The 24603-nt window shown below is 61.0% G+C and carries 23 protein-coding genes; 11 read left to right on the forward strand and 12 right to left on the reverse strand.

Translation table 11 applies throughout. From position 1 onward, the window contains the following. Positions 1 to 15 precede the first annotated feature (15 nt). The gene (locus tag AC097W_RS11295) at positions 16 to 696 is read left to right on the forward strand and encodes a ProQ/FINO family protein (protein ID WP_479602791.1); all 681 of its coding nucleotides are present in this window, start codon (positions 16 to 18) and stop codon (positions 694 to 696) included. Beyond that, complete coding sequence (locus AC097W_RS11300) at positions 693 to 1355, forward strand: ABC transporter ATP-binding protein (protein WP_479602655.1); 663 nt, start codon at positions 693 to 695, stop codon at positions 1353 to 1355. Before AC097W_RS11295 ends, AC097W_RS11300 begins: the two co-directional genes overlap by 4 nt. A gap of 61 nt (positions 1356 to 1416) precedes the next feature. Here AC097W_RS11300 and AC097W_RS11305 read toward each other — a convergent pair whose 3' ends face one another. The 4 genes from AC097W_RS11305 to AC097W_RS11320 all read right to left on the reverse strand — a co-directional run bounded on the left by AC097W_RS11305 (position 1417) and on the right by AC097W_RS11320 (position 5852). After that, positions 1417 to 2496 (reverse strand): TRAP transporter substrate-binding protein, encoded by a 1080-nt coding sequence (locus AC097W_RS11305; protein ID WP_479602656.1) that lies wholly within the window; start codon positions 2494 to 2496, stop codon positions 1417 to 1419. Between the two features lie 196 nt (positions 2497 to 2692). Further along, the gene (gene dxs / locus AC097W_RS11310; protein ID WP_479602657.1) at positions 2693 to 4579 is read right to left on the reverse strand and encodes a 1-deoxy-D-xylulose-5-phosphate synthase; all 1887 of its coding nucleotides are present in this window, start codon (positions 4577 to 4579) and stop codon (positions 2693 to 2695) included. A 77-nt stretch (positions 4580 to 4656) separates the two neighbouring features. Further along, positions 4657 to 5592 carry a polyprenyl synthetase family protein gene (locus tag AC097W_RS11315; protein WP_479602658.1) on the reverse strand — a complete coding sequence of 312 codons (936 nt, stop codon included), beginning with the start codon at positions 5590 to 5592 and terminating at the stop codon, positions 4657 to 4659. Continuing rightward, positions 5589 to 5852, reverse strand: a complete 264-nt coding sequence (locus AC097W_RS11320; protein ID WP_479602792.1) for an exodeoxyribonuclease VII small subunit — start codon at positions 5850 to 5852, stop codon at positions 5589 to 5591. Before AC097W_RS11320 ends, AC097W_RS11315 begins: the two co-directional genes overlap by 4 nt. 238 nt (positions 5853 to 6090) lie before the next feature. Between AC097W_RS11320 and AC097W_RS11325 the strand changes: the two genes are divergently transcribed. Genes AC097W_RS11325 through AC097W_RS11335 form a run of 3 tightly spaced genes read left to right on the forward strand, consistent with a single transcriptional unit; the run spans position 6091 to position 9109 of the window. Then, the gene (locus AC097W_RS11325) at positions 6091 to 7305 is read left to right on the forward strand and encodes an aromatic ring-hydroxylating oxygenase subunit alpha (RefSeq protein ID WP_479602659.1); all 1215 of its coding nucleotides are present in this window, start codon (positions 6091 to 6093) and stop codon (positions 7303 to 7305) included. Continuing rightward, complete coding sequence (locus AC097W_RS11330; RefSeq protein WP_479602660.1) at positions 7305 to 8192, forward strand: DMT family transporter; 888 nt, start codon at positions 7305 to 7307, stop codon at positions 8190 to 8192. The genes AC097W_RS11325 and AC097W_RS11330 overlap by 1 nt, the downstream gene beginning before the upstream one ends. Before the next feature lie 23 nt (positions 8193 to 8215). Then, positions 8216 to 9109, forward strand: coding sequence for a sulfurtransferase (locus AC097W_RS11335; protein WP_479602661.1), 894 nt, complete (start codon positions 8216 to 8218; stop codon positions 9107 to 9109). A gap of 201 nt (positions 9110 to 9310) precedes the next feature. Here the strand turns inward: AC097W_RS11335 and lysA are convergent, their stop codons facing one another. Then, on the reverse strand, positions 9311 to 10588 hold the full coding sequence (gene lysA, locus AC097W_RS11340) for a diaminopimelate decarboxylase (RefSeq protein WP_479602662.1): 1278 nt from the start codon (positions 10586 to 10588) through the stop codon (positions 9311 to 9313). Positions 10589 to 10669: 81 nt separating this feature from the next. Here lysA and AC097W_RS11345 point away from each other — a divergent pair, with 81 nt between their 5' ends. After that, positions 10670 to 11632, forward strand: a complete 963-nt coding sequence (locus AC097W_RS11345; protein ID WP_479602663.1) for a LysR family transcriptional regulator — start codon at positions 10670 to 10672, stop codon at positions 11630 to 11632. Here AC097W_RS11345 and AC097W_RS11350 read toward each other — a convergent pair. From AC097W_RS11350 to AC097W_RS11365, 4 genes are all read right to left on the reverse strand, one after another. After that, entirely contained in the window at positions 11620 to 12426 is an 807-nt protein-coding gene (locus tag AC097W_RS11350; protein WP_479602664.1) for a ZIP family metal transporter, read from the reverse strand. The genes AC097W_RS11345 and AC097W_RS11350 overlap by 13 nt on opposite strands. A 96-nt stretch (positions 12427 to 12522) precedes the next feature. Next, entirely contained in the window at positions 12523 to 13434 is a 912-nt protein-coding gene (locus AC097W_RS11355; protein WP_479602665.1) for a dienelactone hydrolase family protein, read from the reverse strand. A gap of 118 nt (positions 13435 to 13552) precedes the next feature. Continuing rightward, positions 13553 to 13996, reverse strand: coding sequence for a peptide-methionine (R)-S-oxide reductase MsrB (gene msrB / locus AC097W_RS11360; RefSeq protein WP_479602666.1), 444 nt, complete (start codon positions 13994 to 13996; stop codon positions 13553 to 13555). A gap of 16 nt (positions 13997 to 14012) precedes the next feature. Beyond that, positions 14013 to 14609: an RNA polymerase sigma factor gene (locus AC097W_RS11365; protein WP_479602667.1), complete on the reverse strand. Its 597-nt coding sequence runs from the start codon at positions 14607 to 14609 to the stop codon at positions 14013 to 14015. Positions 14610 to 14738: 129 nt separating this feature from the next. Here AC097W_RS11365 and AC097W_RS11370 point away from each other — a divergent pair, with 129 nt between their 5' ends. Both AC097W_RS11370 and AC097W_RS11375 read left to right on the forward strand, forming a co-directional pair. After that, the gene (locus AC097W_RS11370) at positions 14739 to 15452 is read left to right on the forward strand and encodes a response regulator transcription factor (protein WP_479602668.1); all 714 of its coding nucleotides are present in this window, start codon (positions 14739 to 14741) and stop codon (positions 15450 to 15452) included. A 10-nt stretch (positions 15453 to 15462) separates the two neighbouring features. Beyond that, positions 15463 to 17055, forward strand: a complete 1593-nt coding sequence (locus tag AC097W_RS11375; RefSeq protein ID WP_479602669.1) for a sensor histidine kinase — start codon at positions 15463 to 15465, stop codon at positions 17053 to 17055. Positions 17056 to 17104: 49 nt separating this feature from the next. Here AC097W_RS11375 and AC097W_RS11380 read toward each other — a convergent pair whose 3' ends face one another. From AC097W_RS11380 to polA, 3 genes are all read right to left on the reverse strand, one after another. Then, positions 17105 to 17311: a hypothetical protein gene (locus tag AC097W_RS11380; protein WP_479602670.1), complete on the reverse strand. Its 207-nt coding sequence runs from the start codon at positions 17309 to 17311 to the stop codon at positions 17105 to 17107. Positions 17312 to 17495: 184 nt separating this feature from the next. After that, the gene (locus AC097W_RS11385) at positions 17496 to 19055 is read right to left on the reverse strand and encodes a methyl-accepting chemotaxis protein (protein WP_479602671.1); all 1560 of its coding nucleotides are present in this window, start codon (positions 19053 to 19055) and stop codon (positions 17496 to 17498) included. 103 nt (positions 19056 to 19158) lie between these two features. After that, positions 19159 to 21984 carry a DNA polymerase I gene (gene polA / locus AC097W_RS11390; protein WP_479602672.1) on the reverse strand — a complete coding sequence of 942 codons (2826 nt, stop codon included), beginning with the start codon at positions 21982 to 21984 and terminating at the stop codon, positions 19159 to 19161. A gap of 83 nt (positions 21985 to 22067) precedes the next feature. Between polA and AC097W_RS11395 the strand changes: the two genes are divergently transcribed. The 3 genes from AC097W_RS11395 to AC097W_RS11405 are packed head-to-tail and all read left to right on the forward strand — an operon-like array spanning position 22068 to position 24588. Continuing rightward, on the forward strand, positions 22068 to 23060 hold the full coding sequence (locus AC097W_RS11395) for a homoserine kinase (protein WP_479602673.1): 993 nt from the start codon (positions 22068 to 22070) through the stop codon (positions 23058 to 23060). Then, the gene (locus tag AC097W_RS11400; protein WP_479602674.1) at positions 23057 to 23836 is read left to right on the forward strand and encodes a BPSS1780 family membrane protein; all 780 of its coding nucleotides are present in this window, start codon (positions 23057 to 23059) and stop codon (positions 23834 to 23836) included. The genes AC097W_RS11395 and AC097W_RS11400 overlap by 4 nt, the downstream gene beginning before the upstream one ends. Then, positions 23833 to 24588, forward strand: coding sequence for a FecR family protein (locus AC097W_RS11405; protein ID WP_479602675.1), 756 nt, complete (start codon positions 23833 to 23835; stop codon positions 24586 to 24588). The genes AC097W_RS11400 and AC097W_RS11405 overlap by 4 nt, the downstream gene beginning before the upstream one ends. Positions 24589 to 24603 lie beyond the last annotated feature (15 nt).

Consider the following 24603-nt stretch of genomic DNA (forward strand, 5'->3'; position numbering starts at 1 on the left):
CCCACTCTTTTGCCCATGACCGACACCACGCCAGACACCGCAGTCACCGCCGAGAACGCGGAAAATATTCCATCGGCTGCAACTGCAGCCAAGCCCCGTGCACCCAAGCCCGACGTTTTCCCGGTGCTCGAAAAATTGGCCGCGCTGTACCCCAATCTGTTTGGTGCCGTTTTCCTGCCACTCAAGCGCGGCATTTTTCAAGACCTGCTTGAAGCCCACCCAGAGGTCTTCGAACGGGAAGCCCTCAAGGCGGCGCTATCGATGCACACCCGCTCCACACGCTACCTTGCTGCCGTAGCGGCCGGCCAGCAGCGTCATGACCTTCTGGGGCAGGCCGTAGAGACCATGGCACCCGAGCATGTGCACCACGCACTGTTGGAGGTGTTTCGCCGCCGCCAGGGCCGCTCCAATGAAGACTTGCGTCCCAGACTGCGCGCACGTGTTGCACAAGCCTTTGAGGAGTCGGGGTTGTCGGCCCTCGCCTATGCTGCGCTCGTTCACAGCCGGGACGAAGCGGCCAATGCCATGCTGGACGAAGTGCTGACCGAGGCCGAGGCCCAAGGCGCAAAGAACGAAGCGCTGCTGCGGGCATTTGAGGCGAGTGGCCAGACCGTTGAGGTGTTTGCCGACATGTACGGCATGGACCCCCGCGCCGTCACCCGCATGCTGGAGCGTGCCCGCCCCGCCAACACGTGAGCCCCCTCCATTCGGCCCAAGCGGCGGCCGGTACGGCCTCCCACATCCTGGAAATCGAGGGCCTTTCTTTCCATTACCCGCAGCGCGCATTGTTTTCGGACTGGTCTATCTGCATTGCGCCCGGTGTCACGGCAGTGCGAGGCGACGAAAGCAGTGGAAAGACCACCCTGTTGCGCTTGATGGCGGGCGATCTGCCAGTCCAGGCGGGTCGTTTGCGAATCAACTCCAATGACCTGCTCCGCGACCCGGTCGCGTACCGCGCGCAGGTATTTTGGGTCGATCCACGGTCAACCGCGCTTGATCAGATCACGCCCGTTGATTACTTCAAGTCCCTACTTCCCCGCTACGCATTTTTCGACCCGAAAATGCTGGATGAATTGGTAGACCGCTTCTCGCTGCTGGAGCATCAGCACAAGCCGATGTACATGCTGTCAACCGGGTCCAAACGCAAAGTATGGCTGGCGGCTGCTTTTTCATCCGGTGCGCCTGTCACGCTGCTGGACGAACCCTTTGCAGCACTCGACAAAGCGTCCATCCTGGTTGTGAAGACGCTTTTGAACAACGCTGCCGCTCACCCTGCACGCACATGGGTGCTAGCGGACTACGAAGCGCCTGACGATGTCACCCTGGCGGCAACAATCGACCTGGACAGTCAGTAGTTTGAACGGAAAAAAGCCCCGCAGTGCGGGGCTTGTTGACAGGGCCGAAGCACCCGGACGATTACAGCTTCTGCGCTTGCATGAATTGATCGAAACGCATTTCGGTGAAGCGGAACCACAGGTTCTGGTCGCGGCGGAACGCTGCGTAGTCGTCGTAGACTTTTTTCCAGTTGGGGTTCTTGGCGCTGATCTCGGAATACAACTGCATCGACTCCTTGAAGGCCAGGTCCAGCACATCCTTGGGGAACGGCAGCACCTTGACTTTGGCACCCACCAACTGCTTCAGTGCGGTCGGATTCTTGGCATCGTACTTGGCCTGCATCTCCGAGTGTGCCAACGCGGCAGCGCACTCCACAATGGCCTTGTTCTCGGGAGACAAAGCGGCAAACGCCTTGTCATTGATGAAGAAGTCCAGCTGTGGACCGCCTTCCCACCAGCCTGGGTAATAGTAAAACGGAGCGACCTTGTTGAAGCCCAGCTTCTGGTCATCGTAGGGGCCCACCCACTCCGCTGCATCAATCGTGCCTTTTTCCAGCGCCTGATAAATTTCGCCACCAGGAATGTTTTGTGGCACGCCACCCATGCGTTCAAACACGCGGCCAGCAAAGCCACCCACGCGGAACTTCATGCCATTGATGTCTTTGACCGACTTGATTTCCTTGCGGTACCAGCCACCCATCTGGGCACCGGTGTTGCCGCCCGGGAAATTGATAATGTTGTACTTGGCATAGAACTCGCGCATCAGCTTGAGGCCATTGCCCTCGTACATCCAGGCGCTCATCTGGCGGCTATTCAAGCCAAAGGGAATTGCGCAACCCAGCGCAAAGGTTTCGTCCTTGCCATGAAAGTAGTAAGGCGCCGTGTGGCACATCTCGACGGTACCGTTCTGCACCCCATCCACCACGCCGAATGCTGGCATCAACTCGCCTGCAGCATGGGTGGTGATGGTGAACTTGCCACCCGACATTTCGCCCACTTTTTTGGCAAACGTTTCTGCCGCGCCAAAAATGGTGTCAAGCGACTTGGGAAAGCTGGAAGCCATGCGCCAGCGAATGGCGGATTGCGCATGCGCTGCAGGCGCAGCGCCTGCAGCCAGCACGCCAGCGACGCCTGCGTGCTTGATGATTGAACGACGATCCATTTGTTTTACTCCGGTAAGGATTTATTGAACAATCTTGCAATGCAGATGTTTTCGGCGTTGCAACGACTGCCACGAGTCAGCCGCAATTGTAGAAACCTCAGTGACACCAATCGTGGGGGTTTTCCCTTGAAAACACCCAAACCGGCCGTTCCCTTCAGTATTCTGAAAGCTACGGCACCGCCTGCATGGGGCCGCGTCAGGCCGCGCGCACCAAGGGGGTGAGCAAAGCGGGAAAGCGCTGTGTGATCGATGCCTGAATGCCCGCAGCATCGAGCCCCTGGAGGGACAGCAGGCGAACCGGATCGCCATGCTCGATAAATGTGTCCGCCAAGCCCAGTTGCAGCACCGGCACCATAACGCCCGCCGCCTGCAGCGCTTCGTTCACCGCACTGCCTGCGCCGCCCATCACCGCGCCCTCTTCCAATGTGACCAGCGCCTGGTGACTGCGGGCCACTTGCAAAAGTAACGCGGTGTCGAGCGGCTTGGCCCAGCGCATGTTGACGACCGTCGCACCCAAGGCTTGTGCCGCCTCCAGCGCAGGGTGCAGCAAGGTACCAAAGGCCAGTATGGCAATACCACTGCCCTGGCGACGAATTTCGCCCTTGCCGAAGGGCAAACCCTCCAGAGAGGCCTGCACCGCCACGCCAGCGCCGGCACCACGCGGATAGCGTACTGCGACCGGATGGTTTTGCGCAAACGCGGTACTCAGCAACTGGCGGCATTCGTTTTCGTCCGACGGGCAGGCCACGCTCATGTTGGGAATGCACCGCAGGTATGCGATGTCATAGGCTCCGGCGTGGGTAGCGCCATCGGCACCCACCAGTCCTGCACGGTCCAGCGCAAACACCACCGGCAGATTCTGGATGGCGACGTCGTGAATGAGCTGGTCATAGGCGCGCTGCAGAAACGTGGAGTAGATCGCCACCACCGGCTTCAGACCTTCAGTGGCCAAGCCACCGGCAAAGGTGACGGCATGCTGCTCCGCGATGCCGACGTCAAAGTAACGCGCCGGAAAGCGCCTTTCAAACTCCACCATGCCAGAGCCTTCGCGCATGGCCGGTGTAATGCCAACCAGCCGCGGATCGTGCGCAGCCATATCGCACAGCCACTGACCAAAAACCTGGGTGAAGGTCGTCTTGGGAGCCACTACAGACTTTTGCAGACCCACCGCGGGATCGAACTTGCCAGGGCCGTGGTAGGCCACCGGATCGGCCTCAGCCAGCTTGTAGCCCTGGCCCTTTTTGGTCACCACATGCAGGAACTGCGGACCTTTGAGCAGCTTGATGTTCTCCAGCGTGGGAATGAGCGAGTCCAGGTCGTGCCCATCAATCGGGCCGATGTAGTTGAAACCGAACTTTTCGAACAGCGTGGCGGGCACCACCATGCCTTTGGCGTGCTCCTCGAACCGCTTGGCCAGCTCAAACAAGGGTGGTGCACCTTTGAGCACCGTCTTGCCCGCGTTCTTGGCCGCCGCATAAAATTTTCCGCTCATCAATTGGGCCAGGTAGCGATTCAGTGCCCCCACCGGCGGGCTGATGCTCATGTCGTTGTCGTTCAGGATCACCAGCAGATTGCAATCCGCCACACCAGCGTTGTTGAGCGCTTCAAAGGCCATGCCTGCGGTCAGTGCGCCATCCCCAATAATGGCCACGGCATGCCGGTCTTCACCCTGGATGCGCGCCGCCACCGCCATGCCCAGCGCGGCCGAAATGGATGTGCTGGAGTGTGCGGTACCAAAGCTGTCGTACTCGCTTTCCTCGCGCTGCGGGAAACCACTCAAGCCCCCCAACTGGCGCAGGGTGGACATGCGGTCACGCCGCCCGGTCAGGATTTTGTGCGGGTAAGTCTGGTGACCCACATCCCAAACCAGACGGTCCTGCGGGGTGTTGTAGACGTAGTGCAACGCAACGGTCAGCTCAACGGTTCCCAGATTGGAACTCAGGTGGCCGCCGGTTTTAGCAACACTGTCCAGCAGGTAGGCGCGCAGCTCGTCCGTGAGTTCGCGCAACTGCGCCCGCGGCACCTTGCGCAGGTCTGTCGGGTCGTTGATGGTGTGCAGCAAGGGATACAGATTTTTCGACATATGCTATTGTTTTAGGAGCTGCTTACGCATAAAAATAGGTGGCTAGCGGTTCTTTCCATACAAACAGGTCAGCCCAATCAGCAGGTCCGGTTGACCACCATGTCTGCCAATGCGCGCAAGGCTTGGGTCTGGGCGAGCCCACTGGAGTCCAGCGCTGCCAGGGCCTTCGTCAGCAACTGCTGCGCATAGTGCTGGCTGGCCTCCAGCCCCAACAGAGACACATAGGTGGGTTTGTCGTTATGGGCATCTTTTCCCGCCGTCTTGCCCAGCGTAGCGGAGTCGGCGGTTACGTCCAGAATATCGTCCACCACCTGAAACGCCAACCCGATGGCCGCCCCATAGGATTCCAGAGCCGACAGGGCCTGCGCGTCGGGCGCACCACAATGGGCACCCATCACCACGCTGCCCTGCAACAAGGCGCCGGTCTTGAGTTCATGCATTTCGCGCAACTGCCGCTCCGTCAGCGGCTGGCCCACGCTGGCCAGATCAATCGCCTGCCCTCCGGCCATGCCGGCACTGCCTGCGGCACGCGCCAGCAAGGCACACAGGCGCGCCTGCGTCACTGCGGGCACCGAGCCGTCCAGCGGCGTCAGCAATTCAAAGGCCAGCGCCTGCAGGGCGTCTCCGGCCAGCAAGGCGCTGGCTTCGCCAAATTGCACGTGCACCGTGGGCTTGCCACGGCGCAGGACGTCGTTGTCCATGCAGGGCATGTCGTCGTGCACCAGTGAATAGGCGTGGATGAGTTCCACAGCACACGCTGCCCGGATGGCCGCTTCAGCGGATGCCGCGTCGGGTGCGCTGCTGCTCACCGCCTCATGCGCCGCCAGTACCAGCAGGGGACGCAGGCGCTTGCCGCCGTCCAGCACCGCGTATCGCATGGCTTCAACCAATTCTTGGGGAGCTCCATGGTCCAGCCCATAGGGTGCGTCCGCTGTTACCCAGCGGTCCAGGGCCTGCTCCACCTGCGTGAGCCGTATGCGGCTCCAGCCCTCCAAATCAAAAACAGGGGTCATTGGGCCTTCCACGCTTTCAGGGTTCCGCCGTCCAGCACTTTGATCTGGTCTTCCACAGCCTGCAGTTTGTCGCGGCAAAACTGCAGCAGCTGTGCACCGCGCTGGTACCCCGAGAGCAGTTGCTCCAGCGGCATCTCGCCCGAATCCAGGCGGGAAACCAGCTGTTCGAGCTCCTGCATGGCGGCCTCATAGCTGGCAGGCAGTGCCTCGGCGGGAGACCCGGGGGAAGCGGATGAGGAAGCGGCGCGGGCCTTGGGCATGGGAACAGACATAAAAGTGGTACCTGCTGATTTTAGGCTTTCTATTGGGAGATGGCCTTCCGGGCGGAGCGCACCGCCCTTGCGCCTGTGTGAACGACCAAAAACCGGAAGGCATTACAATCGCAGCTTCTGGCAGCTCTCAAGGTAGCTGTCTCCCAAGCCCCTCCATGGAGGGGCTTTTGCTTCTTAGAAGGACCGAGTTGTGCAAAACTTGTGCAAAAAAAATAGTTCACAGCCATTGCGTAAAGAGCCAGCTAACCTGGCATCCCTGCGGATTCCTGCCGCAGTCCTTTCCAGCAGCTCCCAGCTACCCGTTTCAAGTTATTTTGATGAAGCGCTGTACCAGCGCGAGATGCAAAGCATCTTTCAGCAGGGGCCCCGCTATGTGGGACATGCTCTGAGTGTTCCCAACATCGGGGACTATTACGCATTGCCGCAGGAACTGGAGGGCCGTGCTCTTGTGCGCAATGCCGCAGGGGTAGAACTCGTTTCCAATGTATGCCGCCACCGCCAGGCGGTCATGCTGAAGGGGCGCGGGTCGCTCACAGGCGCGCAAGGCGCATCCGGCAATTCCGCTGGCAATATCGTTTGCCCCCTGCACCGCTGGACTTACAGCTCCAACCAGACGGGCAACGGCGTGCAAAAGGCCGGCACCCTGATTGGTGCACCGCATTTTTCGCAGGACCCGTGCCTGAACCTGAACAACTATCCGCTGCAAGAGTGGAACGGCTTGCTGTTTGAGGCCCATGGTCGCAACGTGGCCGCCGATCTTGCCGGCATGGGCCCGCGTGCAGCACTCGACTTTGAAGGCTATGTGCTCGACAAGGTCGAAATGCACGAGTGCAACTACAACTGGAAAACCTTTATCGAGGTGTACCTGGAGGACTACCACGTAGGCCCCTTCCACCCCGGACTGGGCCAATTTGTCACCTGCGACGACCTGCGCTGGGAATTCAAGGACAACTACTCGGTACAGACCGTGGGCGTGGCAAAAGGCCTGGGCAAGGCCAACCCGGCGGGTGGGTCCCCGGTCTACGAGCGCTGGCAAAAGGCTTTGCTGGCCTACCGCAACGGGGTCGCGCCCCAACAGGGCGCCATCTGGCTCACCTACTACCCGCACATCATGGTGGAGTGGTATCCGCATGTGCTCACCGTCTCCACGCTGCACCCCATGGGGCCGAACAAAACCATGAACATGGTGGAGTTCTATTACCCCGAAGAAATCGTGGCGTTCGAGCGCGAATTTGTCGAAGCCCAGCAGGCCGCCTATATGGAAACCTGCATCGAAGACGATGAAATCGGTGAGCGTATGGATGCCGGTCGTCGCGCGCTGTTCGCTCGTGGCGACAACGAAGTGGGCCCCTACCAGAGCCCCATGGAAGATGGCATGCAGCACTTCCACGCGTGGTACCGCCGTCAGTTAGGCCAAGTAAACCAGGTGGGCCCGGTTTAGTGCAAGCCCTCTGGATGGTTCTGGCCTCGTTCCTGTTTGCCACCATGGCAGTAGGAATCAAGGTGGCCTCAGCGAGCTTTGGCACGCTGGAACTGGTCTTTTACCGCGGCCTGGTCAGTATCGTGTTCATGGCGCTGGTCGTGCGGGCGCGCGGTGCCACCCTGCGCACCCCCGTACCCATGATGCATCTTTGGCGCAGCACCATCGGCGTGCTCTCGCTGAGTTCCTGGTTTTACGCGATTGCCCACCTGCCACTCGCCACCGCCATGACGCTGAACTACATGAGCGGTGTCTGGGTGGCCGCGTTCATTGTGGGCGGCGCCCTGCTCTACGGCGCCCCGCAGAAGCAGGGGTCACTCCTGGGCACCGTGCTACTGGGCTTTGCAGGAGTGGTGATGACGCTTCGCCCCACTATTGATCAGAACCAGCTCTTTGCCGGGGTGATTGGCCTGCTCTCAGGCATGGGAGCGGCCATGGCCTATCTGCAAGTCACGGCTCTGGGCAAAGTGGGTGAACCCGAGGAGCGCACGGTTTTTTACTTCTCGGTCGGCACCGCCGTGGTCGGCGCAGTGGGCACGCTGTTTACCGGCCTGACGCCCTGGTCTGCAGTCAGCTGGCAAGCCGCCGCGTGGGTGATTCCCATTGGCGTGCTGGCGTCACTGGGCCAATGGTGCATGACGCGCGCGTACCGCCACGGCGCCACACTGGTGGTCGCCAGCATGCAATATGCAGGCATTGTGTTTGCTTCGTTTTACAGTCTGGTACTGTTTGGCGACCATATTGCGCCCATCGGCTGGGCGGGCATTGCAGTGATTGTGGCCAGCGGCATTCTGGCAACCGTGCTGCGCTCCCGCGCCCTGCCCAATACGCCCGCTGAAGAACACTGACACACCCTGGAGGACATGAAGCCATGTACACCACCCTGATATCTGCATCCGAACTCAAGACACTACTGGAGAGCCCACAAAAAAGCAGGGTGTTTGATTGCAGCTTTGACCTCATGAAGCCCGAGGCGGGCGAGGCCATGTACCAGGAGGCGCACATTCCCCAAGCGGTCTACGTGCACCTGGACAAGGCCCTCAGTGCCCCCAAAGATCCCGCAACGGGCAAAGCGCGGAACGGCACTGCCGCCTCCGGTGGCCGCCACCCCCTGCCATCGCGCGAAATCTTCGCCGCCTGGCTGGGCTCCGTGGGGTTTGACAACGCGATGCAGGCCGTGGTGTATGACCGCCAGGGAGCCAACTATTGCGGGCGCCTGTGGTGGATGCTGAAATGGGCGGGCCATGAGAATGTGGCCGTGCTCGACGGCGGCTTGCAGGCGTGGCAAGCAGCGGGCGGCGCCGTTGCCAGCGGCACTGAAACCCCCGCTTCAGCATCGAATTACGTGCTAGCCCCCGCGCTGCTTGCGCTGACAGCTACTGAAACCATAGCAAAAAACCTGTACAACGGTATGGGGCCACAGGCCCAAACGATGGTCGACGCCCGTGGCGCACCGCGTTTTCGCGGCGAGGTGGAACCCATTGACCCGGTTGCGGGCCACATTCCCGGCGCGCTGAATCGGCCGTTCACCCAGAACATGACGCCCGAGGGCACATTCAAACCCGCCGATCAACTCAAAGCCGAGTTTCTGGCGCTACTGGGCAGCCGCGACCCTGCCACCGTGGTGCACCACTGTGGCAGCGGTGTCAGCGCCGTACCCAACATCATTGCCATGGAAGTGGCCGGCCTGGGCCGCACCGCGCTCTATGCCGGAAGTTGGAGCGAATGGTGCAACACGCCGGGTCTGCCGGTGGCGCAGGGCTGAGGCCTGCCGTGAACGCACAAGCACTCAGCCCCGGCGCAGACGCCCCTTAGCGCGGAGCGCAGCTCTTGATTGATTGCGTAACTACAAAAGCGGCCAGGAAGGCTGGGTACGCGATTCAGTGAGGTCAAGGAGGAGGCCAACGGCCGGGGGACACGAACAGAATCGCGCACCCAGCTTTCCTGCCCCCCAAAAATCAATCAATCAATCAATCAGCTCCAGCGACAGCAGTTCCGCGACCGTCTGCTTGCGCCGAATCAGGCGAGCCTGGCCGCCCATTGCAGCGGTATCCACCAGCACTTCAGGAATCAGCGGACGGGTGTTGTAGTTCGATGACATGGACGCGCCGTAGGCACCCGTGTCATGCAACACCAGTAAATCGCCCACCTTCGCCATGGGCAGGGGCCGGGTCAGCGCGACGCCGCCCTCGCCTTGCGTGAACACATCGCCCGACTCGCACAGCGGGCCACCCACCACGGTTTCCTGCAGCGCGCCTGTGGCGGGGGTGCCGTCGGTATGGATGATTTCCATGCCGTGGTAACTGCCATACATGGCCGGGCGCATCAAGTCGCTAAAACCGGCATCCACCAGCACAAAGTGTTTACTGCCCTGCATCTTGGTGGCGCGCACTTCGCTCACCAACACGCCGGACTCGGCCACCAGATAACGCCCGGGCTCCAGCTCCAGCGTCACGGCGTGGCCCAGCAATTGGGCGACCTGCTGGCGGGCTGCGTCCCACAGCGCAAAATAATGCGCGGTGTCGATGGGTGGCTCGCCCGCTTGGTAGGCAATGGACAAGCCACCACCCGCCGAAATGGCCTGCAAATTCATGCCCTGGGCCTTGACGGTTTCGACCAGGGCCACCATGGCACCACAGACTTCTTGCAAATGACTGTAATCCACACCCGAACCAATGTGCATGTGCACGCCGATCAGGTTCAGGCCATTGGCGCGGACCCGGGCCAGGGCCTCAGGCAAATCGGTGTGCCAGATGCCGTGTTTGCTGTGCTCGCCACCGGTATTGGTCTTGTTGCTGTGACCGTGGCCAAAACCGGGGTTGATGCGCAGCCACACCGGGTGGCCGGGTTGAACCGCGCCCAGTTGATCCAGCATGTCGATGGAGCCGCAGTTGACGGGAATGTTCAGCTCCACCACACGCGCCAGCGTCGCACGGTCCAGCAGGTCGGCAGTGAACACGATTTCGGCATGACCCACGCCGTCAATCGTGTGCCAGCCCGGGGTGTAGCCCGCGGCCAGCGCCCGCTCAATCTCGCCCAGTGACACCGCATCCACCACCACGCCCTGGCTCTTCATGAGCCGCAGGATGTGGGTGTTGGAATTGGCTTTTTGGGCAAAACGCACCACATCAAACGCGCGCAAATTGGCAATGCGTTGGGTGATGGTGGCGGCGTCGTACACCCACACAGGAGTGCCAAATTGCTGGGCCAGAGCAGCCAATGTAGAAGGAGTAAATGGGTTCATGGGTTACATCATGCCCACTTCAATTCATTCAATCAATGCCATTTATTTATTACATCCATTCATATTGGATATAGTTATCAGGTGAACCCTCTGCACGCACCTGCGCCATCCCCCTTGCCCGCACCGGCTATCACCCACCGCCAGCTCACGCTGTTTCGGGCCATCATGCTGCACGGCAACCTGAGCCGCGCGGCCGAGGTCACCAATAGCAGCCAGCCCACGCTGAGCCGCGAACTGGCACGGCTGGAGCAGCTGCTGGGGTTCGATCTGTTTGACCGCGTGCGTGGCCGCCTGCGCCCCACGGTGCGGGCGATGGCCCTGTTGCAGGAGGTGGAGCGTTCGTTCATCGGGCTGGAGCACATTGCTGCGCGCGCCCAGGAGCTGCGCACCCAAACCCGCGGGCGCCTGCGCCTGGCCTGCCTGCCCGCACTGGCGCATGCGCTGGTACCTCGCGCGCTGGTGCACTTGGCACGTGTCCTGCCCGAGGCCGCGGTGAGCGTGCACCCACTGGAGTCTCCCTGGCTGGAGCAGGCACTGGGCGAGCAACGTTTTGATCTCGGCCTGAGCGAAGCCACCCAGCCCCCCACGGGTGTGGAGCTGCGCACCCTCCTGCAAGTCAATGAAGTGGCGGTGCTGCCCCGCGGCCACCGCCTGTGCAGCAAAGCCGTTTTGAACGCCACAGATTTTGAAGGCGAACGCTTCATCAGCCTCGCCGCAGGCGACCCCTACCGCCACGCTATCGACCAGATGTTTAACGAGGCGCAGGTCAGCCGCAACATGTGCCTCGACACCGAAAGCGCCGTGGCGGTGTGCGCAATGGTGCGTCAGGGCCTGGGCGTGGCCATTGTCAACCCGCTGACGGCTCTGGAGTTGTCCGGCCCTGATGTGGTGGTGCGGCCCTTGCGCGTGGCGATTGCGTTTCAGGTGAGCCTGCTGCTGCCGCAAGTCGCAGCGCCCCACCCTCTGCGCGGTGCCTTGGTGGATGCCGTCATGCGCGCTGCGGACGAATTGGGCCAGCTTGCCGCCAGCCTTCAATGCCCGTGAGCGATGCCACTCAGCAAAGTAACCATGCCGATCCCCAACGCCAGCCAGGTGATCTGCGCAAAAGTCTGGCGCAGCGTCAAACGCGTCTGCAACTGGGGAATCAAATCGGCCAGCGCCACATAGACAAAACTGCTGGACGCCACCACCAGAAAATACGGCAGGTAGTCTTGCAACTGGTCCACCAGCCAGAAGCCCACCAACCCGCCCAGAGCCGTTACCGCACCGGCTAGCGACACCTTGACCAGCGCCATGCGTTTGTTACTGGCGCCAGTGCGCAGCACCATCAGGTCCCCCATGTGGTGCGGCACCTCATGAGCCAGTACCGCCAGTGCGGCAATGGCGCCCAGGCGCATGTCGGCCATGAAGGCCGAGGCAATCAGAATGCCGTCGCCAAAACAATGCACGCTGTCACCGGTCAGCACAGCCCAGCTTCCCGGCTGGGGTGCGTGACTGTGTCCGTGATCGTGTCCATGGCCGCTGTGCACATTGGTTTCGTCGCCGGGGTCAGGCAGGTGGTGGTGCTCGTGACCGTGGTGCCACAACTCCGCCTTGTCCAGCAGAAAGAAAAACACCAGACCCAGCAACAAGGTCATGAACAAGTCGTGGGCGCTGGCCTGGCTTTCAAAGGCTTCGGGCAACAGGTGCATGAACGCAGTGGCCATGAGCGCACCTGCTGCCAGGCTCAGCATGTGTTGGGTGTAACGGGCCAGCACACCAAAACTCAAGGCGGCCGCCAGCCACACGCTGCCAATGCCGGCAACCAGGGTTCCGATGATAATTGCTATTAAAATCATAGCGTTCTACGCATATTGCACGGGGGCTAACGCCCAAAATGATCACCAAAAAGAAAACCGCCCCTCAGAGCGGTTTCTGCCAGAAGACCGGACAGCTTAACCGACCCCGTTGGCCTTGAACCACTCCAGCGCACGCTTGAATCCATCTGCCGCCGCTTCCTTGCGGTAGCTGGCACGGTAATCCGCATGAAACGCGTGGCCGACATCAGGATAAACAACAAATTGTGACGCCTTGGCGGCCGCATTGCCCTTGGCACCCGCTTGTGCCAATGCGTCTTTCATCTGGTTGATCGTCGTCAGAGGAATTCCACCGTCCTGACCACCGTAAAGGCCCAGCACCGGCGCCTTGAGGCTGGACGCCATGTCAATCGGGTTTTTCGGACTGAACTCCGAAGGTGTGCCGACCAGGCGACCGTACCAGGCCACTCCAGCCTTGACGTTTTTGCTTTGCTCGGCATACAGCCAGGTAATGCGTCCACCCCAGCAAAAGCCGGTGATGCCCACTTTTTTCAGGTTGCCGCCATTTTCGCCGGCCCATTTGACCGCACCGTCCAGGTCACCCATGACTTGCGCATCGGGTACTTTGGACACCACTTCGGCGATCAGTTTGGCCATTTCGCCGTACTTGCTCGGGTCGCCCTGGCGGGCATACAGTTCCGGCGCGATGGCCAGATAACCCGCTTGGGCAAAGCGGCGGCAGGTGTCGGCAATGTACTCATGCACGCCGAAGATTTCCTGAATCACCAGAATCACGGGCAGGTTTTTCTTACCTGCGGGCGCTGCATAGTAGAACGGCACCGAAAAGCCTTCCACGTCATAAATTGCCTCGCCAGTGGTCAGTCCATCCGCAGACGTCTTGATTGCAGTTTGCGCCATGATGGGTGCAGCCGCCGCGGCATAACCCGCTCCCAGGGCCACCTTGAGGGCGGTGCGACGGGTCGCTCCGCTTGCGCTGGACTTGCCAGGCAGCAGTGAGTCGAGTTCATTCATCTGGTCACGGTGAAGCATGCGTCTGTCTCCTGAAAATGAAAAAAGAGAGTGTAGGCAGCCTCCAGCAGATGGACGCATTCTGGGGTTATTTCCAAGGGGAAACACGTACCCTGACTGACTGCACCCAACCGCCTGCTCAGGTTGCAACAAACTCCAGCGCCACTCCGTTGTTGCAATACCGCTTCCCGCTGGGCGGCGGGCCGTCGTTGAAAACGTGCCCCTGGTGGCCACCGCAATGCAGGCAGTGGTACTCGGTGCGCGGGTAAACCGCCTTGAAGTCGATACGCGTGTCCAGCACGCCGGGCAGTGAAGAATGGAAGCTGGGCCAGCCCGTGCCACTGTCGTATTTCATCGCCGACGTGAACAGCGCCAACTGGCAGCCTGCGCAGCGGTAGGTGCCCACCCGCTTCTCGCTATTCAAGGGGCTGGAAAACGCCCGTTCGGTACCCTGCTCCCGCATGACGTGGAAGGCCAGCGGAGGCAGCTTGGCGCGCCATTGCGCGTCGCTCAAAGTCAGCCCGTAGGCAACGCGGCCCAACGCAAGGGGCAACAGGGAGGTCAGCAGGTGTCGGCGTTTCATGAGTCTGGTACTCCGTTCAATGCAAAACCATGGACAGGTTCGCGGCCAGCGTCTGGCGGGCACGAAACATGCGCTGGAACAGGTTATTTTCCGTTATTGCCAGCGCTTCGCAAACCTCTTGCGCAGTCTGGTCCTGCAATACGCGCAGCTCGATGGCATCACGCAGGCTTTTGGGCAGTTTCGCGATACCGGCAAGTACGTGGCGAACCGTCTCGCGCTGCTGCAGGACTTCGTCAGGCCTTGGCTGCGAGCATGCGATTGAAAAGGCGGGGCATTCTTTACCGTCCACGCACTCCGCGCCGTCCAGGCTTTCGGTGCCTGATCTCTGGCGCACCAGGTCCACAATTTTATTTTTGAGCACCGCCGTCAGCCATGAACGCAGCGCCGAGCGGCCACCAAAACTGGCCCGCCCGGTAGCAACCGCTTCAAAGACGTCATGATCCAGGTCTTCGGCCAGTGCGGGATCGTGTAGTTTGCGTTTGGCAAAGCGAATCAGGTAGTCGCGGTGGGGCAGCAAGTCGTCCCACAACACAGTCAAGGTCAACCCGGGCAAGCCCGGAACAGCGCCAGGCTGGCAAGAGGAACTTGAAGCAGAAGGGATGGCAGTGATCATGGCAGGGTCTCCAAAGCAGCGGGTTGCGTTGGATTGAAGTTTGGTTGGCATGCATCGCACCAAGCTCACCAAACATCACATTCCGATAACATTTGCGTAAGAAGCCGCGCGCTTGCCCGACAATTCCGCATGGCTTATCACTTACTCGTTGCAGAAGACCAGGACGACATCCGCGACATGATCGTGCTCAACCTGCGCAATGCGGGCTACCAGGTCACTGCGGTGGCGGATGGGCTGGCGGCTCTGGCCAGCCAGACCGAGCAGGTTTTCGACGCGTTGATTCTTGATCGGATGATGCCCGGCATGGACGGTCTGGAGGTCTGCAAGACCCTGCGCGCCAAGGGCCGCAATGCGCCCATCCTGATGTTGACCGCCAAGTCCACCGAGCTGGACCGCGTGCTGGGCCTGGAGTTGGGGGCGGACGACTACCTCACCAAACCCTTTTCCATGGCCGAGCTGCTGGCGCGGGTCAAGGCGCTGCTGCGCCGCGCCGAGTTGTTACAGGCCGCCCAGGCAACGGCCCACGCCCAACCCGCAACCCTGCGCAACGGCGCGCTGGAAATTTTGCCAACCAAACGCCAGGTGCGCATGCAAGGCACCGCGCTTGACTTCACCGCGCTTGAATTTGACTTGCTGCTGCACTTTGCGCAGCATCCGGGCCATGTGTTTTCTCGCAGCCAGTTGCTCACGGCGGTATGGGGTTACAGCCATGACGGCTACGAACACACGGTAACGACGCACATCAACCGCTTGCGCGCCAAGCTGGAGCACGACCCGCTGCGCCCCGAACTCATACTGACCGTGCGGGGAGCGGGCTACAAAATGCGTGAAGCCCCTTTGTGATGGCGCAACCGTGACCGTACGCTTCAAAATTGCACTGACGATTCTTGTCACGGGGTTACTCACCGCTCTTGGCGTGATTGGCATGGTGGCATTGGCGTTTGACCGCTTTGAGCGGGAAACAACGTTTGAGCGGGCCAATGTGTTCCTGAGCCGCGTGGTTGCGACCTACGACAACCTGCTCGACATGCAGGACCGCTTTCCCGACGATGTCAACACCTTGCTGCGCAACCTGCTGCTCTTTGAAGCCGACACGCAGCTCTATCTGCTGGATGCCAACGGCACGGTGCTGTCCAGCACCGGCAGTGCCAAACTTTCCGGTGGGTTCAAGGTCGCACTGGCTCCCGTCAGGGCTGCGGCATTGGGGAACACATCGGATACCCGCATGCCCTATGTCATGGGTGACGACCCGGAACGCATGGACGCCAATGCCGTCATTGCCGCGCGCGCATTGAGCCGCTCCGTCATTCGCAAAACCGAATCTGTAGCAGGCTACCTCTACCTGGTCACCCATAAGGAGCCGGCACCCGCCGGGCGTCTTGCCGTGTTTCGCTCGGCCTTCGCCGGTCCGGCGCTGGGCGCTGTGGCCGCCGTGGTGGCGCTAACCACGCTGTTGGCCGCGTGGATTATTGCGGCGGTGATTCGCCCCTTGCGGCGCATCAGCAACGAAGTCGCGCGGGCCACCCGCGACGGCCTGAGTTCCGCCAGCCTTGAGGACCCGAGCCCCCTCTTTTCGAGCGACGATCCAGCCCTTGCACTACCGCGCAAGCGCGCTGAAAAACGCGACGAATTTGACCAGTTGCGCGAAGGCTTTCACACCATGCTGGCCACGCTGCGCGCGCAATGGCAGGCGCTGCGCCAGCTGGACCAGTTTCGCCGCGAAGGCGTCAGCAACCTCTCACACGACCTGCGCTCACCGCTGACCGCCACGGTGGCGTGCCTGGAAACCCTGGAGCAACGCTGGGCCAACGAAGCCACTCCCATCGACCGCACCGAAGACGGCCGCCTGGTGGAAATGGCGCTGCGCAATACCCGCAATGCCGCGCAACTGGTGCGCTCCATGGGAGACCTGGCGCAACTGGACGAGCCCGCATTCGAACTGCATTGTGAGGTGCTGGAACTGGGCCAGATGGTGGACGACATTGCTCTGCGCTTTGGCGAGCGCGCCGCGCAAAAAGGCGTTGAGCTGCACTGTGAACTGCCAGGCATTGGGGACACCGTGGCTCCGCTTTATGCCTCCGTCGACATTGAACTACTGGAGCGCGCACTGGCTAACCTGATGGACAACGCGCTGAAGTTCACGCCCTCTGACGGGTGCATCACGCTTTCAGCCACGCGCAGGCCCAAGTCAGGGACTGACGCTGACGAGTGGGTTCAGGTCTCGGTGACCGACACAGGCCCTGGTATTGCAGAAGCAGACTTGCCCCACCTCTTTGACCGCCTGTACCAAAGCCGCGCCAGCGTTGCCCCGGCCAGCAGCGAAGGCGGAAAAGGCCTGGGCCTGGCTATTGTGAAACGCATCGCCGAGTTGCACGACGGTAGCGTCACGGTGCGCAGTGCACTGGGGGCAGGAACGTGTGTGACGCTGGATCTGCCAGCCCGCTGATTTCGTCAGCGAGGACTCCAAGTCTGAAGAATTCCGAAATCCTGCAAGGCTAGATCCAGTTTTTTTTACCTTCAGGCATGGCATTCAGGACGCCCCAATCCGTATCGAGGTCGCTGTCCGCCAGCTCACCCACTGGAAATCGGCGGAGGTTTGTACTGGGCGGCGAAGGTGCCAAATCGGCCGGCAGAAAAACGTCATTGAATGCCTTCAAAAGACCCGGATTGGACAGGCTGAGCGACTCGATAGAAGTAAGCATTTTGTTCCCCGTTCGGAAATGTGGATACGGAGCCAATGTCGCATCTTGGGCGCGTTTTGTCGGTGCGGCGCCGCACGAATAGGTCAAATGGCGCCTGAAAATGCTGGCCTTGCTTATTCGGTTGGCTCGCTATATCGCGCTATCCTTGGCGAGAATGGAGATCCCTGCAGCAACAAGCGTCTTTCTACCGCTGACCGTCTGCACCCAACTTGAATACGGCCACCGTCTGCACCAGATCCTGCGCCTGGCTCTTGAGGCTGGAGGCAGCCGCCGCCATCTCTTCCACCAGCGCCGCATTCTGCTGCGTCGCCTGGTCCATCTGCATCACCGCTTCACCCACCTGGGCCACGCCCAGGGCCTGCTCGTTGCTGGCCGCACTGATCTCGCCCATGATGTCCGTGACTCGCCGAATACTGCTCACCACCTCGGCCATGGTGATTCCGGCCTGATCCACCAGGGTGGTGCCGTGTTCCACGCGATCCACGCTGTCGTTGATCAGATTTTTGATTTCCTTGGCTGCCTCGGCTGAGCGCCCCGCCAGAGAGCGCACTTCCGAAGCCACCACGGCAAAGCCTCTTCCCTGTTCGCCGGCACGGGCCGCCTCGACGGCTGCGTTCAAGGCCAGAATATTGGTCTGAAAGGCAATGCCGTCAATCACTCCGATGATGTCGGAAATCTTGCGCGAGGATTCGTTGATCCCCTTCATGGTCTCCACCACCTGACCGACCACCTCACCGCCCTTGACGGCTACGGAACTGGCGCTCAGGGCCAGCTGATTGGCCTGGCGGGACGAGTCGGCGTTTTGCTTGACCGTGGTGCTCAACTCCTCCATGGAAGCAGCGGTTTCCTCCAGGGCGCTGGCCTGTTGTTCGGTGCGGGCTGAAAGGTCATGGTTGCCCTGGGCGATTTCCGAACTGGCGGTGGCCACCCCTTCGGAGCCTTGGCGCACATTCGAGACCACACCGGCCAAGCTTTGGGTCATCGCGCCCAGGGAATGCAGCAGTTGCCCAAATTCGTCGGTGCGCCGGGTGGCGATCACGGAACTCAAGTCACCACGGGCAATGCGGTCTGCCGCCTCATTAGCCTGCTCCAGTGGTTCTCGGATGGAGCGCACCAGCCAAGCTGTGCCTGCGAAGACGACCACCACAATAACCGCCAGCGCCACCAGGATGCCGAAATTATTGGCCTGGCGGCGTGCCTGTATGTCCGCCTCAACTTCCTGGACACGCTTGCGCTGCAAGGCCGTCAGTTCCTTCTGGCTGCCGGCAAAAGCCGCCGCGGCGGGCAGGTACTGGGCATTCATGAGCTGAAGGGCTTCCTCGGTCCGGCCTTCGACTTTGAGTTGACGCACTTTTTCTCGCGCAGCCAGAGTCGCCTTGCGCAGGTCCGCAATTTTCTGCAACTGCGACCGGTCGGCGTCCGTCAGCGGCATCGCCTCCATTTTTTTTTGCAATTCTGACACCTGATTAGCGGTCGCGGTAATCACATCCTTGAAGGCTGTTGAAATCGCCGGCCCATCGCTCAGGATGATGGCCTGGTTGCGGGTCGCATTGTTCTCGGTCAGCCCATTCAACTCCGTGGTGACCTGCACCAAGCCGAGCGCTGTCGCTTGGGCTGCATCCCCCTCGGCCAGAATGGCTGTGGTGCGTATCAGCCCCACCACGGCGACCGCGCAAATGGACACGATGACCAGGGTAATGAATACCCACAGCTTGGCGGCAATTTTTAGGTTTTTCAGGTTCATGGCGTTATATCGGCTTCTTTTGATCATTGCGTATGCCAACGATCCTATTTTCAAAAATATCGGCGGAGCAAGGCACCCATAGCCCGCCTCACATTGCTGTGTTTCAGTGTGCCTTGTCCCAATTCGGTCCAAGTCCGATCTCGGCCAGCAAAGGCACTTTCAAATCGGCCACACCGGCCATCAGCCGCGGGATCTCGGTTTTGACCCATTCCACCTCGGCCTCGGGCACTTCAAACACCAACTCATCGTGGACCTGCATGATCATCTTGGTGCCCTTTTTCTCAGTGTCCAGCACCTCTTGCACCTTGACCATGCTGAGCTTGATCAGGTCTGCCGCCGTTCCCTGCATGGGCGCGTTGATGGCCGCGCGCTCAGCACCCGCGCGGCGTGGGCCGTTGGGCGAATTGATCTCGGGCAGGTAGAGTCTGCGGCCCATCACGGTTTCCACATAGCCCTTGCTCTTGGCACTGAGGCGGGTTTCATCCATGTACTGTTTGACGCCAGGGTAGCGGTCAAAGTAGCGGGTGATGTAGTTCTTGGCAGCCGTATTGTCGATACCCAGATTGCGTGCCAGACCATAGGCGCTCATGCCGTAGATCAGACCAAAGTTGATCACCTTGGCGTAACGGCGCTGTTCGGGCAGCACCTGGTCCACGGGCACACCAAACACTTCGGCGGCGGTGGCGCGGTGCACGTCCAGCCCCTCTCTGAACGCATGCAATAGGGCTTCATCGCCACTGATGTGCGCCATGATGCGCAACTCGATCTGGCTGTAATCAGCGCTGGCAATCAGGCTGCCTGCGGGCGCCACAAAGGCTTCGCGCACACGCCGCCCCTCCGGCGTACGGATAGGGATGTTCTGCAGGTTGGGATCGTTGCTGCTCAGGCGACCGGTCACGGCCACGGCCTGCGCGTAATGCGTGTGCACGCGGCCGGTGCGCGGGTTGGCCAGCTGGGCCAGCTTGTCGGTGTACGTGCCCTTGAGTTTGGCCAACCCGCGGTGCTCCAGAATCTTGGCGGGCAACGGGAAATCTTCGGCCAGTTTCTCCAGCACTTCTTCGTCGGTGCTGGGCGCGCCGGTGGCGGTTTTCTTGACGACGGGCAGGCCGAGTTTGGTGAAGAATATTTCACCAATCTGCTTCGGAGAACTCAGGTTGAAAACCTGCCCGGCCAGCTCATGCGCTCCGGTTTCCAGCTGCAGAATGCGCAGGCCCAGCTCATGGCTTTGTGCGGCGAGGGTGGGCGCATCAATCAGCACGCCGTTGCGCTCGATGCGGTACAGCGCTTCGCTGCTGGCAATCTCCAGTTCGTACACGGCGCGCAGTTTGGCATCAAGCTGCAGGCGCGGCCACAGGGCCAGGTGCACGTCCAGCGTCATGTCCGAGTCTTCGCACGAATATTCAGCGGCCTTGGCCACGTCGACCTGGTTGAACGTCAGCTGGTTCACACCCTTGCCGCACAGGTCTTCAAAGCTGATACCCGTGCGCCCGACATGGCGCTCGGCCAGACTGGACAGGCCGTGGGGCTTGTGCACTTCGAGCACATAGCTTTGCAGCATGGTGTCGTGTACGTAGCCCTGCACTTCGATGCCGTGATTGGCAAACACGTGGCGGTCGTATTTGATGTTCTGGCCAAGCTTGTGCCTGGTGGCATCTTCCAGCCAGGGCGTGAGGCGCGCCAGCACCTCGTCGCGCGGCAACTGGGCGGGTGCACCCGGGTAGTTGTGGGCCAGCGGAATATAGGCCGCTTCGCCGGGTTTGACGCTGAAACTGATGCCCACGATTTCGGCGCGCATTTCGTCCAGCGAGTTGGTTTCGGTATCCAGCGCCACCAGTTCAGCCGATTCAAGGCGCGCAAGCCAGGTCTCGAACAGAGTCCAGTCGAGCACCGTGTCGTAGGCCAGATTGCTGACCTGCGTACTCGCGGAACCAGGCTCATCAAACAGGCCCGGTTCGTTGGCGTTGGCACGGGCAGATTGAGGGGCCGCAACGGCTGCTTTGCGCGGGGCAGCGTCGGCGTCTGCGCCTGCACCGGTCGCGCCACCGTTGGTTTCCATGGCGCGGGCTAGCCCCTTGAATCCATATTTCTCATAAAAAACCTTGAGAGCCCCCGTATCCATTGCGCCGATAGCTATCGAATCCATAGCAGGCAGGCCATCCACGTAGTCGACCAGATCGCAATCTGTCTTGACTGTCAGCAGGCGGCGCCCCAGGGGTAGCCAGTCCAGGGCCTTGCGCAGGTTTTCACCGGCTACGCCTTTGATCTCGTCGGCGCGCGCCACCAGCGCGTCCAGCGATCCATATTCCTGCAGCCACTTGGCAGCGGTCTTGGGGCCCACCTTCTGCACGCCGGGCACGTTGTCAATGACATCACCCACCAGTGTCTGAAAGTCCACCATCAATGTGGGCGGCACGCCAAACTCCGCCGTCACACCCGCCACATCGCGGCGCCGGCCGTTCATGGTGTCGATGATGGTGATGTGCTGGTCCACCAACTGGGCCAGGTCTTTGTCGCCGCTGCTCACAATCACTTCAATGCCCTGGCGGGACGCCATCTCGGCCAGGGTACCGATCACGTCGTCGGCCTCCACGCCGGGCACGGCCAGCACCTTCCAGCCCATCAGGGCCACTACTTCATGGATGGGCTCAATCTGCGCACGCAGGTCATCCGGCATGGGAGAGCGGTGCGCCTTGTATTCGGGGTACCACGCATTGCGAAAGGTGGGGCCCTTGGCATCAAACACGCAGGCGGCGTAGTCGGCCCGCACCTCTTTGCGCAGGCTTTGCATCATGTTGATCATGCCGCGAATGGCCCCTGTGGGGCTGCTCGCGGGGTCGCCGGGCACGGCGCGCAGGTCGGGCATGGCATGGAAGGCGCGGTAGAGGTAGCTGGAGCCATCCACCAGCAGCAGTGTTTTCTTGTCAGTCATGGCTGCATTTTGCCTGCCTCCTGTGCCCGACCGGCCACCTCTACAATCGGCGACAACATTCTGACTTTCGGGCGCGTTGATTCATGGCGGTTTACACAGAGGTCTCCTTCGAGGAGGCCAACAGTTTCTTGCAAAGCCTCCATCTGGGAACCCTCCAATCCATGGCAGGGTGCTCCGGAGGCATCGAAAACACCAACTACTTCGTCACCACCGACCAGGCGCCGTATGTGCTGACCCTGTTTGAGCGCCTGACGGCCGAGCAGTTGCCGTTTTACCTGCGGCTGATGAAGCACCTGGCCCACCACGGCATTCCCGTGCCCGACCCGGCCGCCAACCGGGATGGTGATGTGCTGCACACGTTGAACGGCAAGCCGGCGGCCGTGGTGAACCGACTCAAAGGCAAGAGTGAACTGGCTCCTACCGCGGTGCATTGCGCGCTGGTAGGCGAAATGCTGGCCCGTCTGCACCTGGCCGGGCTGGAATTCACCATGAGCCAGCCCAATTTGCGCGGGCTTTCCTGGTGGAACGAAACCGTGCCGGTGATACTGCCCTATCTGCAACCCGACCAGGCAGCCCTGCTGCAAAGCGAGCTGGCCTTCCAGAACCACGTCGCAACACTGTCTGCGTGCACGGCCTTGCCACGCGGCCCCATCCACGGCGACCTGTTCCGCGACAACGTGATGTTTGAAGCCCCCGGGGAGGGACAAGGCAGCCCTGCCCTGACCGGCTTTTTCGATTTCTATTTTGCGGGTGTGGACACTTGGCTGTTTGACATTGCGGTGTGCCTCAATGACTGGTGTATCGACCTGGCAACCGGCGCCATGGATACCGAGCGCACCCAGGCACTCCTCGCAGCCTATGAAGCGGTCCGCCCGCTGCGGGCGCAAGAGCGCACGCTGTTGCCCGCCATGGCGCGCGCGGGCGCGTTGCGGTTCTGGATTTCGCGGTTGTGGGATTTCTACCTGCCGCGGGAAGCCTCCATGCTCCAGGCCCATGACCCTGGCCACTTTGAGCGGGTGCTGCGCCAGCGTATCCTGTTCCCTTTGACACTTAACACCACTGACACCACCGCATGAAACTGAACATCGTCCCAGCCAGCAGGGGCATCCAATGGGTCAAGCTGGGGATGAAAACCTTTTTTCGTCAGCCCCTTGCATTGGCGGGCCTGTTTTTTCTGTTCCTGGCCGTGATGTCGATTCTCAGCATGGTGCCCTTGCTGGGCAACGTGCTGGCGTTGGTGCTGTTGCCGGGCGCCACGTTAGGCCTGATGGCCGCCACTGCGGAGGCCAGCAAAGGCAACTTTCCCATGCCCTCCATCCTGATCAGCGCCTTTCGCGAAGGGCGCCAGCAATTGCGTGCCATGCTGGCGCTGGGCGGTCTGTATGCACTGGGCTTTCTACTGGTGCTTGGGTGCTCGGCTTTGATAGATGGCGGCAAATTCGCAAAGCTCTACCTGATTGGCGGAAACATGACCGCGGAATTGCTGCAGGAAGGCGATTTTCAGACGGCCATGCTGGTCGCCATGGGCTTGTATGTGCCACTGTCCCTGATGTTCTGGCATGCACCGGCGTTGGTGCATTGGCATGGGTTGCCCCCGGTTAAAAGCCTGTTTTTCAGCATGGTCGCCTGCTTGCGCAATTTCTGGGCATTCACGCTGTACAGCATGGCATGGATGGGCGTGTTTTTGTTGATGGGCCTTGTCATCTCCATCATTGCCGCCCTGACGGGCAGTGCCGAAGTGATGGGTGCAGCCCTGTACCCGGCTGCCATGCTGATGGCGGCCATGTTTTTTACCTCTATCTACTTCACGTTTGTCGACAATTTCGACACCACCCCAGGAGAAACGCCATGACCCAGCACCTATTGCAAGGCCGGTCTGAAAAAGAACTGTTGTGGTTTCAGCGTCGCAGTTTCTTGCAAGCGGCTGCGGCATGGACGGCCGCGGGCAGTCTGGGGGGCGCCCAAGCGCAGTCCCGTGGCAACGTTGTGGAGCTGATGGGCGACGCCACGGTCAACGGCCAGCGTCTGACTCCGCGGCAGTCGGTGCAAACGGGTGACCAGATTGCCACCGGGCCCGGCTCCAGCCTGATCTTTGTGATTGGCAGTTCCGCATTTCATGTGCGCCAGAACTCCATGATGACCGTGGAGCGTGGTGCCACCCTGAACGCCGTCAGTCTGCTGCGCCTGCTGACTGGTGCCGTAGTCAGCGTCTGGGGCAAAGGGACCAGCCGGCAAATCATCACACCCACCATGACCGCGGGCATTCGCGGCACCGGCGTGTACACCGAAATCTTTGCCGACCAGGGTGGTCGCAGCTATTTCTGCAACTGCTATGGCACGGTCGACATCGCATCTGGCGCGGACAGCACGGTGAGCCGCTCCGACTATCACCAGGCTTTCTGGGGGGAGGTCAACCCAAAAGAGGGCCGCTCACTTACACCTGCCAAGGCCATCAACCACACCGACGAGGAGCTGGAATTCCTGGCCCGTCTGACCCATCAGCGCACCGCGTGGCAGATTTCAGGCAAAAAAGGCGTGAAAGACGGCAAAGGTTATATGGACGAAAAGGCCGGGCAGATGCACCCGGCCGACATGCTCAAGTAGCCAGCGCACGGGCCC

This window comes from Rhodoferax sp. GT1R46 (assembly GCF_056521285.1).